The organism is Streptomyces sp. Root1304 (assembly GCF_001426405.1).
GTDB lineage: Bacteria > Actinomycetota > Actinomycetes > Streptomycetales > Streptomycetaceae > Streptomyces.
In genome coordinates, this window is the sequence record NZ_LMEP01000025.1 from 431,159 (window position 1) to 448,060 (window position 16,902).

General features: G+C 72.3%; 14 protein-coding genes. 13 read left to right on the plus strand and 1 reads right to left on the minus strand.

The window, feature by feature from the left end; translation table 11 throughout:
* Position 1: 1 nt before the first annotated feature.
* From ASD33_RS28630 to ASD33_RS28685, 12 genes are all read left to right on the plus strand, one after another.
* Positions 2-1,288 (plus strand): dihydroorotase, encoded by a 1,287-nt coding sequence (locus ASD33_RS28630; RefSeq protein ID WP_056566780.1) that lies wholly within the window; start codon positions 2-4, stop codon positions 1,286-1,288.
* Positions 1,285-1,857 (plus strand): hypothetical protein, encoded by a 573-nt coding sequence (locus tag ASD33_RS28635; RefSeq protein ID WP_079045072.1) that lies wholly within the window; start codon positions 1,285-1,287, stop codon positions 1,855-1,857. Before ASD33_RS28630 ends, ASD33_RS28635 begins: the two co-directional genes overlap by 4 nt.
* The gene (gene carA / locus ASD33_RS28640) at positions 1,854-2,996 is read left to right on the plus strand and encodes a glutamine-hydrolyzing carbamoyl-phosphate synthase small subunit (protein ID WP_056566786.1); all 1,143 of its coding nucleotides are present in this window, start codon (positions 1,854-1,856) and stop codon (positions 2,994-2,996) included. Before ASD33_RS28635 ends, carA begins: the two co-directional genes overlap by 4 nt.
* On the plus strand, positions 2,989-6,297 hold the full coding sequence (gene carB / locus ASD33_RS28645; protein ID WP_056566789.1) for a carbamoyl-phosphate synthase large subunit: 3,309 nt from the start codon (positions 2,989-2,991) through the stop codon (positions 6,295-6,297). Before carA ends, carB begins: the two co-directional genes overlap by 8 nt.
* Before the next feature lie 73 nt (positions 6,298-6,370).
* Positions 6,371-7,480: a quinone-dependent dihydroorotate dehydrogenase gene (locus ASD33_RS28650; protein ID WP_056566792.1), complete on the plus strand. Its 1,110-nt coding sequence runs from the start codon at positions 6,371-6,373 to the stop codon at positions 7,478-7,480.
* A 53-nt stretch (positions 7,481-7,533) separates the two neighbouring features.
* Positions 7,534-8,373, plus strand: coding sequence for an orotidine-5'-phosphate decarboxylase (pyrF, locus tag ASD33_RS28655; protein ID WP_079045085.1), 840 nt, complete (start codon positions 7,534-7,536; stop codon positions 8,371-8,373).
* 342 nt (positions 8,374-8,715) lie between these two features.
* On the plus strand, positions 8,716-9,039 hold the full coding sequence (locus tag ASD33_RS28660) for an integration host factor (protein WP_030204477.1): 324 nt from the start codon (positions 8,716-8,718) through the stop codon (positions 9,037-9,039).
* Between the two features lie 73 nt (positions 9,040-9,112).
* Complete coding sequence (gene gmk / locus ASD33_RS28665) at positions 9,113-9,676, plus strand: guanylate kinase (RefSeq protein WP_063991998.1); 564 nt, start codon at positions 9,113-9,115, stop codon at positions 9,674-9,676.
* Between the two features lie 28 nt (positions 9,677-9,704).
* Entirely contained in the window at positions 9,705-9,977 is a 273-nt protein-coding gene (gene rpoZ / locus ASD33_RS28670) for a DNA-directed RNA polymerase subunit omega (RefSeq protein ID WP_017242218.1), read from the plus strand.
* 98 nt (positions 9,978-10,075) lie between these two features.
* The gene (gene coaBC, locus ASD33_RS28675; protein WP_056566798.1) at positions 10,076-11,296 is read left to right on the plus strand and encodes a bifunctional phosphopantothenoylcysteine decarboxylase/phosphopantothenate--cysteine ligase CoaBC; all 1,221 of its coding nucleotides are present in this window, start codon (positions 10,076-10,078) and stop codon (positions 11,294-11,296) included.
* Positions 11,297-11,533: 237 nt separating this feature from the next.
* On the plus strand, positions 11,534-12,742 hold the full coding sequence (gene metK, locus ASD33_RS28680; protein ID WP_056566800.1) for a methionine adenosyltransferase: 1,209 nt from the start codon (positions 11,534-11,536) through the stop codon (positions 12,740-12,742).
* 93 nt (positions 12,743-12,835) lie between these two features.
* A complete protein-coding gene (locus ASD33_RS28685; RefSeq protein ID WP_056566803.1) occupies positions 12,836-14,974 on the plus strand; it encodes a primosomal protein N' in 2,139 nt (712 codons plus the stop codon).
* A gap of 189 nt (positions 14,975-15,163) precedes the next feature.
* Here ASD33_RS28685 and ASD33_RS28690 read toward each other — a convergent pair whose 3' ends face one another.
* Positions 15,164-15,685 (minus strand): hypothetical protein, encoded by a 522-nt coding sequence (locus ASD33_RS28690; protein ID WP_056566806.1) that lies wholly within the window; start codon positions 15,683-15,685, stop codon positions 15,164-15,166.
* A gap of 283 nt (positions 15,686-15,968) precedes the next feature.
* Here ASD33_RS28690 and fmt point away from each other — a divergent pair, with 283 nt between their 5' ends.
* Complete coding sequence (gene fmt / locus ASD33_RS28695; RefSeq protein WP_056566809.1) at positions 15,969-16,901, plus strand: methionyl-tRNA formyltransferase; 933 nt, start codon at positions 15,969-15,971, stop codon at positions 16,899-16,901.
* The last annotated feature ends 1 nt before the right edge of the window (position 16,902 follow it).

Consider the following 16,902-nt stretch of genomic DNA (forward strand, 5'->3'; position numbering starts at 1 on the left):
CATGAGCAAGATCCTTATCCGCGGTGCGAAGGTCCTCGGCGGCGACGTCCAGGACGTCCTCGTCGACGGCGAGACCATCGCCGAGGTCGGTACCGGCCTCTCCGCCGAGGGCGCCACCGTGATCGAGGCCGACGGCCAGATCCTGCTGCCCGGCCTCGTCGACCTCCACACCCACCTCCGCGAGCCCGGCCGCGAGGACTCCGAGACCGTCCTCACCGGCACCCGCGCCGCCGCCTCCGGCGGCTACACCGCGGTCTTCGCCATGGCCAACACCCACCCGGTCGCCGACACCGCCGGTGTCGTCGAGCAGGTCTACCGGCTCGGCAAGGAGTCCGGCTACTGCGACGTGCAGCCCATCGGCGCCGTCACCGTCGGCCTGGAGGGCAAGAAGCTCGCCGAGCTGGGCGCCATGCACGACTCCGCCGCCGGCGTCACCGTCTTCTCCGACGACGGCAAGTGCGTCGACGACGCGGTGATCATGCGCCGCGCCCTGGAGTACGTGAAGGCCTTCGACGGCGTCGTCGCCCAGCACGCCCAGGAGCCCCGCCTCACCGAGGGCGCCCAGATGAACGAGGGCATCGTCTCCGCCGAGCTGGGCCTCGGCGGCTGGCCGGCCGTCGCCGAGGAGTCGATCATCGCCCGCGACGTCCTCCTCGCCGAGCACGTCGGCTCCCGCGTCCACATCTGCCACCTCTCCACCGCCGGCTCCGTCGAGATCGTCCGCTGGGCCAAGTCCCGCGGCATCGACGTCACCGCCGAGGTCACCCCGCACCACCTCCTCCTCACGGACGAGCTGGTCCGCTCGTACAACCCGGTCTACAAGGTCAACCCGCCGCTGCGCACCGAGAAGGACGTCCTCGCGCTCCGCGAGGCGCTGGCCGACGGCACGATCGACATCGTCGCCACCGACCACGCCCCGCACCCGCACGAGGACAAGGACTGCGAGTGGGCCGCCGCCGCCATGGGCATGGTCGGCCTGGAGACCGCGCTCTCCGTCGTCCAGCAGACGATGGTCGAGACCGGCCTCCTCGACTGGGCCGGCCTCGCCGACCGGATGTCCTTCGCCCCCGCCCGCATCGGACGGGCCTCCGGCCACGGACGACCCGTCTCGGCTGGTGAGCCCGCGAACCTGACGCTGGTCGATCCGGCTTACCGTGGTGTCGTGGACCCCGCGGACTTCGCCTCCCGCAGCCGCAACACGCCCTACGAGGGCCGTGAGCTGCCGGGACGCGTCACCCACACCTTCCTGCGGGGCCGGGCAACGGTCGTGGACGGGAAGCTGGCGTGACACCACTCATCGCAATCGCCGCAGAGGCAGCCGATCAGAAGTCGGCGGAGGTGACCGACTGGGCCGGACGGATCGGCTGGGTCGCCGGACTGCTGCTCTTCGTCGCCTTCGTCTACTGGCTGATGCGCCAGGGCTGGAAGTGGCGCGGCAGCCTCCAGTCGGACCTGCCCGAGCTCCCCACCGCGCCCGCGACGCCCGGTGCGGCGAAACTGACTCTCAGCGGGCGCTACCACGGGTCCACGACCGCCGGGCAGTGGCTTGACCGGATCGTCGCCCACGGCCTCGGTGCCCGCAGCCGCGTCGAGCTCACGCTCACCGACGCCGGGCTCGTGGTCGTACGCCCCGGGGCGAACGACTTCTTCGTCCCGGCCGAGGCCCTGCGCGAGGCCCGCCTCGACAAGGGCATCGCGGGCAAGGTCCTCGCCGAGGGCGGCCTGCTGATCGTCACCTGGGCGCACGGCGACACGCTGCTCGACTCCGGCTTCCGCTCCGACCGGGCGGCCGAGCACACCGCCTGGGTCGAGGCCATCAACTCCATGATCAACACGACGGAAGGCATCGCACGATGACGACCTCCACCCGGGGAACCAGCAAGGTTCCCGCCGTACTCGTCCTGGAGGACGGCCGCATCTTCCGCGGTCGCGCCTACGGGGCCGTGGGGGAGACCTTCGGCGAGGCCGTGTTCTCCACCGGCATGACCGGCTACCAGGAGACCCTCACCGACCCGTCGTACCACCGCCAGGTCGTGGTCATGACGGCCCCGCACGTCGGCAACACCGGCGTCAACGACGAGGACCCCGAGTCCGGCCGCATCTGGGTCTCCGGCTACGTCGTCCGCGACCCCGCACGCGTCTCCTCCAACTGGCGCGCCCAGCGCTCGCTGGACGAGGAGCTCCGGAACCAGGGCGTCGTCGGCATCTCCGGCATCGACACCCGCGCCCTCACCCGCCACCTGCGCGAGAGCGGCGCCATGCGCGTCGGCATCTTCTCCGGCAACGCGCTCCCCGACGAGGGCACCATGCTCGCCGAGGTCCGCCAGGCCCCCGAGATGAAGGGCGCGGACCTCGCCGCGGAGGTCGCCACCAAGGAGACCTACGTGGTCCCCGCGATCGGCACGAAGAAGTTCACCGTCGCCGCCGTCGACCTCGGCATCAAGGGCATGACCCCGCACCGGATGGCCGAGCGCGGCATCGAGGTCCACGTCCTCCCCGCCACCGCCACCGCCGAGGACATCTACGCCGTCCAGCCCGACGGAGTGTTCTTCTCCAACGGCCCCGGCGACCCGGCCACCGCCGACGGCCCCGTCTCCGTCATGAAGGCCGTCCTGGAGCGGAAGACGCCGCTCTTCGGCATCTGCTTCGGCAACCAGATCCTCGGCCGCGCGCTCGGCTTCGGCACCTACAAGCTGAAGTACGGCCACCGGGGCATCAACCAGCCGGTCCAGGACCGCACCACCGGCAAGGTCGAGGTCACCGCGCACAACCACGGCTTCGCCGTCGACGCGCCCCTCGACAAGGTCTCCGACACCCCCTTCGGGCGTGCCGAGGTCTCCCACGTCTGTCTGAACGACCAGGTCGTCGAAGGCCTCCAGCTGCTCGACCAGCCGGCCTTCTCCGTCCAGTACCACCCCGAGGCGGCCGCGGGCCCGCACGACGCCGCGTACCTCTTCGACCGTTTCGTAGCCCTCATGGAGGCCGAGCGTGCCTAAGCGCACCGATATCCAGTCCGTCCTGGTCATCGGCTCCGGCCCGATCGTCATCGGCCAGGCCGCCGAGTTCGACTACTCCGGCACCCAGGCCTGCCGCATCCTCAAGGCCGAGGGCCTGCGGGTGATCCTGGTCAACTCCAACCCGGCCACGATCATGACCGACCCGGAGATCGCCGACGCCACGTACGTCGAGCCGATCACCCCCGAGTTCGTCGAGAAGATCATCGCCAAGGAGCGCCCCGACGCCCTCCTGCCCACCCTCGGTGGCCAGACCGCGCTGAACACCGCGATCTCCATGCACGAGCAGGGCGTCCTGGAGAAGTACGGCGTCGAGCTCATCGGCGCCAACGTCGAGGCCATCAACAAGGGCGAGGACCGCGACCTCTTCAAGGGCGTCGTCGAGGCCGTCAAGGCCAAGATCGGTTACGGCGAGTCCGCCCGCTCGGTCATCTGCCACTCCATGGACGACGTCATCAAGGGCGTCGAGACGCTCGGCGGCTACCCCGTCGTCGTCCGCCCCTCCTTCACCATGGGCGGCGCCGGCTCCGGCTTCGCCCACGACGAGGAGGAGCTGCGCCGCATCGCCGGCCAGGGCCTGACCCTCTCGCCGACCACCGAGGTCCTCCTGGAGGAGTCCATCCTCGGCTGGAAGGAGTACGAGCTGGAGCTGATGCGCGACAAGAACGACAACGTCGTGGTCGTCTGCTCCATCGAGAACTTCGACCCGATGGGCGTCCACACCGGCGACTCGATCACCGTCGCCCCGGCGATGACGCTCACCGACCGCGAGTACCAGCGCCTCCGCGACATCGGCATCGCGATCATCCGCGAGGTCGGCGTCGACACCGGCGGCTGCAACATCCAGTTCGCGATCGACCCGGTCGACGGCCGGATCATCGTCATCGAGATGAACCCGCGCGTCTCCCGCTCCTCGGCGCTCGCCTCCAAGGCGACCGGCTTCCCGATCGCCAAGATCGCGGCCCGTCTCGCCGTCGGCTACACGCTGGACGAGATCCCGAACGACATCACGGAGAAGACCCCGGCGTCCTTCGAGCCCACGCTCGACTACGTCGTCGTCAAGGCCCCGCGCTTCGCCTTCGAGAAGTTCCCGTCCGCCGACTCCACGCTGACCACGACCATGAAGTCGGTCGGCGAGGCCATGGCGATCGGCCGCAACTTCACCGAGGCGCTCCAGAAGGCCCTGCGCTCCCTGGAGAAGAAGGGCTCGCAGTTCACCTTCGTCGGCGAGACCGGCGACAAGGCCGAGCTGCTGCGCGAGGCGGTCCGCCCGACCGACGGCCGCATCAACACCGTCATGCAGGCCATCCGCGCCGGCGCCACCCCGGAGGAGGTCTTCGACGCCACGAAGATCGACCCCTGGTTCGTCGACCAGATGTTCCTGATCAAGGAGATCGCCGACGAGCTGGCCGCCGCCGAGAAGCTCCACCCGGAGATCCTGGCCGAGGCCAAGCGCCACGGCTTCTCCGACGCCCAGATCGCCGAGATCCGCGGCCTGCGCGAGGACGTCGTCCGCGAGGTCCGGCACGCCCTGGGCGTCCGCCCGGTCTACAAGACGGTCGACACCTGCGCCGCCGAGTTCGCCGCCAAGACCCCGTACTTCTACTCCTCGTACGACGAGGAGACCGAGGTCGCGCCCCGCACCAAGCCCGCGGTGATCATCCTGGGCTCCGGCCCGAACCGCATCGGCCAGGGCATCGAGTTCGACTACTCCTGCGTCCACGCCTCCTTCGCCCTGAGCGACGCCGGCTACGAGACCGTGATGGTCAACTGCAACCCGGAGACCGTGTCCACGGACTACGACACCTCCGACCGCCTGTACTTCGAGCCGCTGACGCTCGAGGACGTGCTGGAGATCGTCCACGCCGAGACGCTGGCCGGCCCCGTCGCCGGTGTCGTCGTCCAGCTCGGCGGCCAGACCCCGCTGGGCCTGTCGCAGGCGCTCAAGGACAACGGCGTGCCGGTCGTCGGCACCTCCCCGGAGGCCATCCACGCCGCCGAGGACCGCGGCGCCTTCGGCCAGGTCCTCGCCGAGGCCGGCCTGCCCGCCCCCAAGCACGGCACCGCCACCACCTTCGCCGGCGCCAAGGCCATCGCCGACGAGATCGGCTACCCCGTCCTCGTACGCCCCTCGTACGTGCTCGGCGGCCGCGGCATGGAGATCGTGTACGACGAGGACCGCCTGTCCTCCTACATCGCCGAGTCCACCGAGATCAGCCCCACCCGGCCGGTCCTGGTCGACCGCTTCCTCGACGACGCCATCGAGATCGACGTCGACGCCCTCTACGACGGCACCGAGCTCTACCTCGGCGGCGTCATGGAGCACATCGAGGAGGCCGGCATCCACTCCGGCGACTCGGCCTGCGCCCTGCCCCCGATCACCCTCGGCGGCTACGACATCAAGCGCCTGCGCGCCTCCACCGAGGCCATCGCCAAGGGCGTCGGCGTGCGCGGCCTGATCAACATCCAGTTCGCGATGGCCGGCGACATCCTCTACGTCCTGGAGGCCAACCCGCGCGCCTCCCGGACCGTCCCCTTCACCTCGAAGGCGACCGCCGTGCCGCTCGCGAAGGCCGCCGCGCGCATCTCGCTCGGCGCCACCATCGCCGAGCTGCGCGCCGAGGGCCTGCTGCCGAGGACCGGCGACGGGGGCACCCTGCCGCTCGACGCGCCGATCTCCGTCAAGGAGGCCGTGATGCCGTGGTCGCGCTTCCGCGACGTGCACGGCCGCGGCGTCGACACCGTCCTCGGCCCGGAGATGCGCTCCACCGGCGAGGTCATGGGCATCGACGCGGTCTTCGGCACGGCCTACGCCAAGTCGCAGGCCGGCGCCTACGGCCCGCTGCCCACCCAGGGCCGCGCGTTCATCTCGGTCGCCAACCGCGACAAGCGCTCGATGATCTTCCCGGCCCGCGAGCTCGTCGCCCACGGCTTCGAGCTGCTCGCCACCTCCGGCACCGCCGAGGTCCTCAAGCGCAACGGCATCAACGCCACGGTCGTCCGCAAGCTGAGCGAGGGCGAGGGCCCGAACGGCGAGAAGACGATCGTCCAGCTCATCCACGACGGCCAGGTCGACCTGATCGTCAACACCCCGTACGGCACCGGTGGCCGCCTCGACGGCTACGAGATCCGTACGGCCGCGGTGGCCCGCAGCGTCCCCTGCCTCACCACGGTCCAGGCGCTCGCCGCGGCCGTCCAGGGCATCGACGCGCTCAACCGGGGCGACGTGGGCGTCCGCTCGCTCCAGGAGCACGCGGAGCACCTGACCGCGGCCCGCGACTAGCAGCCCGTACGGAGAGGGGGGACACCGGCAGGACCTGCGGTGTCCCCCTCTTCATGACCTGGAGCCACTCAGCATGTACAAGTTCTTCTTCAACCTGGTCTTCAAGCGGATGGACCCCGAGCAGGCCCACTACCTGGCCTTCCGCTGGATCCGCCTCGCCGCCCGGACCCCCGTCCTGCGGACCTTCGTCGCCGCCGCCCTCGCGCCCCGCTACAAGGAGCTGCGCACCGAGGCCCTCGGCCTGCGGATGCACGGCCCCTTCGGGCTCGCCGCCGGCTTCGACAAGAACGCCGTCGCCATCGACGGCATGTCGATGCTCGGCTTCGACCACGTCGAGATCGGCACCGTCACCGGCGAGGCCCAGCCCGGCAACCCCAAGAAGCGCCTCTTCCGGCTGGTCCCGGACCGCGCCCTGATCAACCGCATGGGGTTCAACAACGAGGGCTCCGCCGCCGTCGCCGAGCGCCTGGGCGCCCGCAGGGCGGTCTTCAGGACCACCGTCGGCGTCAACATCGGCAAGACCAAGGTCGTCCCCGAGGCCGAGGCCGCCGCCGACTACGTGAAGTCCACCGAGCGCCTCGCCGCGCACGCCGACTACCTGGTCGTGAACGTCTCCTCGCCGAACACCCCCGGGCTGCGCAACCTCCAGGCCACCGAGTCCCTGCGCCCGCTCCTGACGGCCGTGCGCGAGGCCGCCGACCGCACGGTCACCGACCGCCGGGTCCCGCTGCTCGTGAAGATCGCCCCCGACCTGGCCGACGAGGACGTCGACGCGGTCGCCGACCTGGCTCTGGAGCTCGGTCTCGACGGCATCATCGCCACCAACACCACCATCGCGCGCGAGGGCCTCGGCCTGAAGTCCGACCCGGCGCTGGTCAAGGAGACCGGCGGGCTGTCCGGCGCGCCCGTCAAGGAGCGCTCCCTCGCGGTCCTGAGGCGGCTCCACGCGCGCGTGGGCGACCGTCTGGTCCTGGTGGGCGTCGGCGGCATCGAGAACGCCGAGGACGCCTGGCAGCGCATCCTCGCCGGTGCCACCCTGATCCAGGGCTACAGCGCCTTCATCTACGAGGGCCCGTTCTACGCCCGCGCGATCCACAAGGGCCTCGCCGCGCGCCTCGCCGCCTCCCCGTACGCCACCCTCGCCGAGGCGATCGGCGCCGACACCCGAAAGGCCGCCCAGTGACCGCCCTCCCGTCGCCCGACCACCGCCCCTCATCGACGCCCTCCGGGCGGCCCCTGACATTCGGCACCCGACTGCGCTCCGCCATGGACGAGCGCGGCCCGCTCTGCGTCGGCATCGACCCGCACGCCGCCCTGCTCGACTCCTGGGGCCTGAACGACGACATCGCCGGCCTGGAGCGGTTCACCTTCACGGTCGTGGAGGCGCTCGCCGACACCGTCGCCGTCTTCAAGCCGCAGGCCGCCTTCTTCGAGCGCTTCGGCTCGCGCGGCATCGCCGTCCTGGAGCGCGCCACCGCCGATCTGCGCGCGGCCGGCGGCCTGGTCGTCATGGACGCCAAGCGCGGCGACATCGGCTCCACGATGGCGGCGTACGCGGAGGCCTTCCTGCGCAAGGACTCGCCGCTCTTCTCCGACGCGCTCACGGTCTCGCCGTACCTCGGCTACGGCTCCCTGAAGCCGGCCGTCGACCTGGCCCGCGAGTCCGGCGCCGGGCTCTTCGTGCTGGCCCTCACCTCCAACCCGGAGGGCGCGGAGGTCCAGCGGGCGGTGCGTACCGACGACCCCGCCGGGCGCACCATCGGCGCGACGATGCTCGCCCACCTCGCCGAGGAGAACGCGGGGGAGACCCCGATGGGCTCCTTCGGCGCGGTCGTGGGCGCCACCCTCGGCGACCTGTCCTCGTTCGACCTGGACATCAACGGCCCGCTCCTCGCGCCCGGCATCGGCGCGCAGGGCGCGACCCCGGCCGACCTCCCCGCCGTCTTCGGCGCGGCGGTCCGCAACGTCGTCCCGAACGTCAGTCGGGGAGTTCTGCGGCACGGTCCGGACGCGGCCGCTCTGCGGGACTCCGCCCTCCGGTACGCGGACGAGATCCGGGTCGCGGTCGGCGGCTGAAGGGCCTCCGCCCGGCTCCCCGGTCAATCCGCAGGTGGGAGCGGACGGGGTGTGATGTCCGGGGTGTTTCGGCCCGGTGAGACGAGGCGTCTCACCGGGCCGTCTCACTCCTTGACGAAAACTTGGCTCAAAACAGGGTCGATATGCCGGAAAAGTCCTGGTCGGTCGATGCTGACCAGGACTTTTCCGCTGTTCTCGCTGACTGGAGCGGCCTCGGCCGCTAGTCTCCGGGGCAGAGCAGGCGTTCAACGGCCACTCCGTTGAACGTTGCTCCACTGGTGTGGGGCGCTGGGTTCCTCACCGGTCCGTATCCGACAGATCGACATCCGAGGTGACGTAGGCGTGGCTCTTCCGCCCCTTACCCCTGAACAGCGCGCAGCCGCGCTCGAAAAGGCCGCCGCGGCTCGCCGGGAGCGGGCCGAGGTCAAGAATCGACTCAAGCACTCCGGCGCCTCGCTCCACGAGGTCATCAAGACCGGGCAGGAGAACGACGTCATCGGCAAGATGAAGGTCTCCGCGCTGCTGGAGTCGCTGCCCGGCGTGGGCAAGGTCCGCGCCAAGCAGATCATGGAGCGCCTCGGCATCTCCGAGAGCCGTCGTGTGCGCGGTCTCGGGTCCAACCAGATCGCCTCCCTGGAGCGCGAGTTCGGCAGCACCGGCGCCTGATCCGGCGCCGGTCCGGCCCCCGGATCCGGGACACGCGTCCCGGGCACACCGGTGGAGCTGGAATAATCGCTGCATGGCAGCAGAGGTACGTCCGCGGCTGACCGTGCTCTCCGGCCCCTCAGGGGTCGGCAAGAGCACGGTCGTCGCTCATATGCGCAAGGTCCACCCCGAGGTCTGGCTCTCGGTGTCGGCGACGACACGGAAGCCCCGCCCCGGCGAGAAGCACGGCGTCCACTACTTCTTCGTGACGGACGACGAGTTCGACAAGCTGATCGCCAACGGTGAACTCCTCGAATGGGCCGAGTTCGCGGGCAACCGCTACGGCACCCCGCGCGGCGCGGTCCTCGACCGACTCGACTCCGGGGAGCCCGTCCTCCTGGAGATCGACCTCCAGGGCGCCCGCCAGGTGAAGGACTCGATGTCCGAGTCCCAGCTGGTCTTCCTGGCCCCGCCGAGCTGGGACGAGCTGGTCCGCCGGCTCACCGGCCGCGGCACCGAGTCGCCCGAGGTCATCGAGCGCCGTCTCGCCGCCGCGAAGGTCGAGCTGGCCGCCGAGTCGGAGTTCGACACCACGCTTGTCAACACCTCCGTCGAGGACGTCGCACGTGAGCTGCTAACGTTGATGAACGTAGTCTGATTCTTTTTCCATCTTCGGAAGGTAGAGCGTGTCCTCTTCGATGACCGCGCCCGAGGGCATCATCAACCCGCCGATCGACGAGCTTCTCGAGGCCACGGACTCGAAGTACAGCCTCGTGATCTACGCCGCCAAGCGCGCCCGCCAGATCAACGCGTACTACTCCCAGCTCGGCGAGGGCCTGCTGGAGTACGTGGGTCCGCTCGTCGACACCCACGTCCACGAGAAGCCGCTCTCGATCGCGCTGCGCGAGATCAACGCGGGTCTGCTGACGTCGGAGGCCATCGAGGGCCCGGCTCAGTAAGGCACGTCGAACGTTCGTCACCACAGGCCCGGCGGAACATCCGCCGGGCCTGTGGTGTCTCATGGAAAGTCGTACGCATCCGAGCGCGGGGAGCAGCAGTGGGCGCAGCAGCCAAGCCGAAGGTCGTCCTGGGGGTCAGCGGGGGCATCGCCGCCTACAAGGCGTGCGAGCTGCTGCGCCGGCTCACCGAGTCGGGCCACGACGTCCGCGTCGTGCCCACCGACTCCGCCCTCCACTTCGTCGGAGCGGCCACCTGGTCCGCGCTCTCCGGCCACCCCGTCTCGACCGAGGTGTGGGACTCCGTCCACGAGGTCCCGCACGTCCGCATCGGCCAGGGCGCCGACCTCGTCGTCGTCGCCCCCGCCACCGCCGACATGCTGGCCAAGGCCGCCCACGGCCTCGCCGACGACCTGCTCACCAACACCCTGCTCACCGCCCGCTGTCCCGTCGTCTTCGCCCCCGCCATGCACACCGAGATGTGGGAGCACCCGGCGACCCAGGAGAACGTGGCGACCCTGCGCCGCCGCGGCGCCGTCGTCATCGAGCCGGCCGTCGGCCGGCTCACCGGCGTCGACACCGGCAAGGGCCGGCTGCCCGACCCCGGCGAGATCTTCGAGGTCTGCCGACGGGTGCTGAGCCGGGGCGCCGCCGCCCCCGACCTCGCCGGACGCCATGTCGTGGTCAGCGCCGGCGGCACCCGCGAGCCGCTGGACCCGGTCCGCTACCTGGGCAACCGCTCCTCCGGGAAGCAGGGGTACGCCCTCGCCAGGGCCGCCGCCGCCCGGGGCGCCCGGGTCACCCTCGTCGAGGCCAACACCGGCATCCCCGACCCGGCGGGCGTCGACGTCGTCCACGTCGGCACCGCCCTCCAGCTCCGCGAGGCCGTCCTCAAGGCGGTCGCCGACGCCGACGCGGTCGTGATGGCCGCCGCCGTCGCCGACTTCCGGCCCGCCGTCTACGCCGCGGGGAAGATCAAGAAGAAGGACGACGGCGGCGCGCCCACCGTCGAACTGGTCCGCAACCCCGACATCCTCGCCGAGCTGGCCGCCGAGCGCGCCCTGCCCGGACAGGTGGTCGTCGGCTTCGCCGCCGAGACCGACGACGTCCTCGCCAACGGCCGCGAGAAGCTCCGCCGCAAGGGCTGCGACCTGCTCGTCGTCAACGAGGTGGGGGAGCGCAAGACCTTCGGCTCCGAGGAGAACGAGGCCGTGGTCCTCGCCTCGGACGGCGCCGAGACCCCCGTACCGTACGGTCCGAAGGAAGCCCTGGCCGAGACGGTCTGGGACCTGGTCCTGCCGCGGCTGCGCGCCACGACCTGACACATCGCGCCCCGCGCGGAGCATGAACCCCGTGGGGCGGGTGTGATGTGCGCCCCATCGGGGGACGGACTCCCTGTGACGGGGCGGGATTCACCCTCGCGGGGCATTCGCCAGGCGAGACACCTGGTCCATCCCCCGACCACGACCGATAGACTGTCCGCGGAACGTCTTGGGGCGCAGCCCCCTGCCGGTCCGCTCAACGAACAGCCAGCAGCCGCTGCAACCCCAGGGAGCGTTGTGTCCCGTCGTCTGTTCACCTCGGAGTCCGTCACCGAGGGACACCCCGACAAGATCGCTGACCAGATCAGCGACACCATCCTCGACGCACTGCTGCGGGAGGACCCCACCTCCCGCGTCGCCGTCGAGACGCTGATCACCACCGGCCTCGTGCACGTCGCCGGTGAGGTGACCACCAAGGCGTGGGCGGACATCCCGACCCTCGTCCGGAACAAGATCCTCGAGATCGGCTACGACTCCTCGAAGAAGGGCTTCGACGGCGCCTCCTGCGGCGTGTCGGTGTCCATCGGATCTCAGTCCCCGGACATCGCCCAGGGCGTGGACACCGCGTACGAGAAGCGGGTCGAGGGCGACGAGGACGAGCTCGACAAGCAGGGTGCCGGCGACCAGGGGCTGATGTTCGGCTACGCCTCGGACGAGACCCCCGAGCTGATGCCGCTGCCGATCCACATCGCGCACCGGCTCTCCCGTCGCCTCACCGAGGTCCGCAAGAACGGGACCATCCCGTACCTGCGCCCCGACGGCAAGACCCAGGTCACCATCGAGTACGACGGCGACAAGGCCGTCCGCCTCGACACGGTCGTCGTCTCCTCGCAGCACGCCTCCGACATCGACCTGGAGTCGCTGCTCGCGCCCGACATCCGCGAGTTCGTCGTCGAGCACGTGCTCAAGCAGCTCGTCGAGGACGGCATCAAGCTCGACACCGACGGCTACCGCCTCCTGGTGAACCCGACCGGCCGCTTCGAGATCGGTGGCCCGATGGGCGACGCCGGCCTCACCGGCCGCAAGATCATCATCGACACCTACGGCGGCATGGCCCGCCACGGTGGCGGCGCCTTCTCCGGCAAGGACCCGTCGAAGGTCGACCGCTCGGCCGCCTACGCCATGCGCTGGGTCGCCAAGAACGTCGTCGCCGCGGGCCTCGCCTCGCGCTGCGAGGTCCAGGTCGCCTACGCGATCGGCAAGGCCGAGCCCGTCGGTCTCTTCGTCGAGACCTTCGGCACCAACACCGTCGACAACGAGAAGATCGAGAACGCCATCGCCGAGGTCTTCGACCTCCGCCCGGCCGCGATCATCCGCGACCTCGACCTGCTCCGCCCGATCTACTCCCAGACCGCCGCCTACGGCCACTTCGGCCGTGAGCTGCCGGACTTCACCTGGGAGCGCACCGACCGCGTGGACGCCCTGAGGCAGGCCGCGGGCCTGTAATCGCGCGTACGCGACCGAAGCCCGGCATCCCGCGAGGGGGTGCCGGGCTTCGGCCGTGCCCGGCTGTCGGTGGCGTCTGGTAGGTATGGGGCTGTGAGCAGCGAGAACGAGAAGGCCGACGCGCCCGGGGAGCCCGAGCAGCTCGCGCTCATCCGGGAGACCGTGCGGAAGGCGAAGGTGCCGCGGGCCAAGCCGCGGACCTGGCGGGGTGCCGCGCTGGCCAAGGAGCTGCCCGTGGCGCGGGTCGTCGTGAACAAGGGGGCGCTCCACCTCGACCAGTTCTTCGACTACGCCGTGCCCGAGGAACTGGACGGGGCCGCACAGCCGGGGGTGCGGGTCCGGGTGCGCTTCGGCGCCGGATCGCACCAGGTCAAGAACGGGCGGCGCGAGGGCGGCCGGCTCATCGACGGGTTCCTCGTCGAGCGCCTGGCCGCCTCCGACTACTCCGGTCCGCTGGCCGCGCTCGCCGACGTCGTCTCGCCCGAGCCCGTCCTCGGCCCCGAGCTGCTCGGTCTCGCCCGCGCCGTCGCCGACCGGTACGCCGGAAGCCTCGCCGACGTCCTCCAGCTCGCCGTCCCGCCGCGCAGCGCCCGCGCCGAGGGCCGCCCCTCGCCCGCACCGCTGCCGCCGCCGGCCGCGCCGGAACCGGGGACCTGGACACGGTACGAGCGGGGGCCGGCGTTCCTGGAGTCGCTCGCCCGCGGCGGGGCACCCCGGGCCGTGTGGAACGCGCTTCCGGGGCCGTACTGGGCGGAGGAGATCGCCCGCGCCGTCGCCGCGGCCCTCGCCTCCGGCCGGGGCGCGCTCGTCGTCGTACCGGACGGACGGGCGGCGGGCCGCGTCGACGCCGCGCTCACCTCGGTCCTGGGGGAGGGGCGGCACGCGCTGCTCACCGCCGAGGCGGGCCCCGAGAAGCGGTACGCGCAGTGGCTCGCGGTGCGGCGCGGTGCGGTGCGGGCCGTCGTCGGCACCCGGGCCGCGATGTTCGCACCCGTCCGCGACCTCGGACTCGCCGTCATCTGGGACGACGGCGACGGCAGCCACAGCGAACCGCACGCCCCACAGCCCCACGCGCGCGACGTGCTGCTGCTCCGCGCCGCCCACGACCGGTGCGCCTTCCTCCTCGGCAGCACCAGCTGCACCGTCGAGGCCGCCCAGCTCGTCGAGTCCGGCTGGGCCGGGCCGATCGGCGCCGGACGCGAGCAGGTCCGCAGGGCCGCCCCGCTGATCAGGACCGTCGGCGACGGCGAACTGGCCCGCGACGAGGCCGCGCGCGCCGCCCGGCTGCCCTCCCTCGCCTGGCAGGCCGTCAGGGAGGGACTGAAGACCGGTCCGGTCCTGGTGCAGGTGCCCCGCCGGGGATACGTGCCGAGGCTGGCCTGCGAGCGCTGCCGGACGCCCGCCCGCTGCCGCCACTGCGCCGGCCCCCTGGAGGCCCCCGAACAGCAGGAACTGCGCTGCGGCTGGTGCGGACGCGGCGCCCCCGACTGGCACTGCGTGGAGTGCGGCTCGAACCGGCTGCGGGCCCAGGTGGTCGGCGCCCGGCGGACGGCCGAGGAACTGGGCCGGGCGTTCCCGGCGGTGCCGGTCCGCACCTCGGGCCGCGACCACGTCCTGGACAGCGTGCCCGGACGGCCCGCCCTCGTCGTGTCCACGCCCGGCGCCGAGCCCGTCGCCGAGGGCGGCTACGCGGCGGCCCTGCTCCTCGACGGCTGGGCCATGCTCGGCCGGCCCGACCTGCGGGCCGGCGAGGAGGCGCTGCGCCGCTGGATCGACGCGGCCTCGCTGGTACGGGGCCAGCCCGAGGGCGGCACGGTCGTCGTGGTGGCCGAGCCGACGCTCCGGCCGGTCCAGGCCCTGGTCCGCTGGGACCCGGTCGGACACGCCCAGCGGGAGCTGGCCGAGCGGGCCGAGCTGGGCTTCCCGCCGGTCTCCCGGATGGCCGCGGTGAGCGGCCCTCCGGAGGCCGTCGAGAGCTTCCTCGCGGGGGCCGGGCTGCCCGGGGACGCGGAGGTACTCGGTCCGGTGCCGCTGCCCGTCGTGCGCCCCGGCGGTCCGCGCAGACCCGGCGACCCGCCGCCCGGCGAGCAGTGGGACCGGGCCCTGGTCAGGGTCCCGCCGGGCAGCGGCGCGGCCCTGGCGGCGGCCCTGAAGCAGGCGCGCGCGGGACGGCTCGCGCGGGGCGGCGGGGACCCGGTGCGGATCAGGGTCGATCCGCCGGACATCGGCTGACGGGCCCGCGCACGGGAAGGCCGCCCGCCCCAGGGAGGGGCGGGCGGCCTTCGGATTCCCGTACGTCCCCGGAGGGCGGGTGGTCACGGATCTCCGTAGTCCCCGGGGAGGCGGGGCGGCCCTTGGGTTCCGTACGCCGCCGGGGGCGGGCGGCCCTCGGAGCTCCGTAGGTCCCCGGAGGCCCGGGCGTCAGCCGTTGCGGGGGCCCGGGAAGGCCGTCGGGCGGGGCTCCTCGCGCAGGGACGCGCTGCCCGAGGTGGGCTGCGGGGGCATCGAACGGGCGGCGGGGACCGTGGGGAGCGTACGGGTCGTCGTACCCGGCTCCACGATCGGTTCCTGCTCGACGGCGGCACCCGGCTGGGGTGCGCGCCGGGAGCCGTAGCGGCGGTGGACGGCTTGCTTGGTGACGCCGAGCGCGGAGCCCACGGCGTCCCAGGAGAAGCCGAGCGAACGGTCGAAGTCGACCGCGGCGGTCACCAGGGTCTCGACGCTGTCCCGGAGCTCCTGGGCGAGACGTACGGTCGGGGCGGGGGCCCGCCCGTAGACGACGAAGCCCGTCGAGGGGCCGGAGCGGCGAGGACGGTAGACATTGCCCAGCTGGGCCGTGAGCGTGCGCAGTGCGTCCACCTGCCGCCGGACCCGCTCGATGTCCCGCACCAACAGGTGCAGACTCGCCCGAGCCTGGGCGTCGTGGGTTGCGTGGTCGGCCATGTGAAAGCCTCTCGAACCGGCGTTTAAGGGGAAGGGCCGCTGGGGGGAACAGCGACCCGATTCGGTCAATCTCTCTTGACCAACGCGCCACCGGGAGTTGGGTCACGCTGCGGGGGCGTACACGCATATGCGCGGGGCGCTCGTCCTCCCGTACGCCCCCTCCGCGGACGGCGCCCGGCGGGGACGCGGGGCCGGTCGTCGCCGCCCAGGCGGGACTTGGGCGACAGCACCTAGACTGGTGCGCTGCTCGCAAAGCCCCCGGAGAGACAGGCAGTCGCCACCCATGAAGCTCGTCTTCGCAGGCACCCCCGAGGTCGCCGTTCCCGCCCTGGACGCCCTGCTCGCCTCCGGGCGGCACGAGGTGGCCGCCGTGGTCACCCGGCCGGACGCCCCCGCGGGACGCGGCCGGCGGCTCGTCGCCAGCCCGGTGGCCCAGCGGGCGGAGGAGGCCGGGATCGAGATCCTCCGGCCGGCCAGGCCCCGCGACGAGGACTTCCTCGCCCGGCTGCGGGAGATCGCCCCGGACTGCTGCCCGGTCGTCGCGTACGGCGCCCTGCTGCCCAAGGCCGCCCTCGACATCCCCGCCCGCGGCTGGGTCAACCTGCACTTCTCGCTGCTCCCGGCCTGGCGGGGCGCCGCTCCCGTGCAGCACTCCCTGATGGCGGGCGACGAGGTGACCGGTGCGTCCACCTTCCTGATCGAGGAGGGCCTCGACTCGGGTCCGGTCTACGGCGTCGTCACCGAGGACATCCGGCCCACGGACACCAGCGGCGACCTGCTCACCCGGCTCGCCTTCGCGGGCGCCGGGCTGCTCGCCGCGACCATGGATGGCATCGAGGACGGCGCCCTCCAGGCCGTCCCGCAGCCCGTCGAGGGCATCACCCTCGCCCCGAAGATCCAGGTCGAGGACGCCCACGTCGACTTCGCCGCCCCCGCCCTCCGGGTGGACCGGATGGTCCGCGGCTGCACCCCGGCCCCCGGCGCCTGGACGCTCTTCCGCGGCGAGCGCCTCAAGCTGATCCAGGTCACCCCGCTGCCGGACCGCGGCGACCTGGCCCCCGGCGAGCTCGCGGCCGGCAAGAACAACGTGTACGCGGGCACCGGCTCGTACGCCGTGGAACTCCTCTGGGTCCAGCCCCAGGGCAAGAAGCCGATGAAGGCCGCGGACTGGGCCCGGGGCGTCCGCATCGCGCCGGGGGAGCGGCTCGGAGCGTAGG

What these genes read in the sequence shown, in the direction of transcription:
- ASD33_RS28630 (WP_056566780.1), top strand. Translation starts at nt 2, where the DNA reads ATGAGCAAGATCCTTATCCGCGGTGCGAAGGTCCTCGGCGGCGACGTC.
- carA (WP_056566786.1), top strand. Translation starts at nt 1,854, where the DNA reads ATGACGACCTCCACCCGGGGAACCAGCAAGGTTCCCGCCGTACTCGTC.
- ASD33_RS28650 (WP_056566792.1), top strand. Translation starts at nt 6,371, where the DNA reads ATGTACAAGTTCTTCTTCAACCTGGTCTTCAAGCGGATGGACCCCGAG.
- gmk (WP_063991998.1), top strand. Translation starts at nt 9,113, where the DNA reads ATGGCAGCAGAGGTACGTCCGCGGCTGACCGTGCTCTCCGGCCCCTCA.
- ASD33_RS28690 (WP_056566806.1), bottom strand. Translation starts at nt 15,685, where the DNA reads ATGGCCGACCACGCAACCCACGACGCCCAGGCTCGGGCGAGTCTGCAC.
- fmt (WP_056566809.1), top strand. Translation starts at nt 15,969, where the DNA reads ATGAAGCTCGTCTTCGCAGGCACCCCCGAGGTCGCCGTTCCCGCCCTG.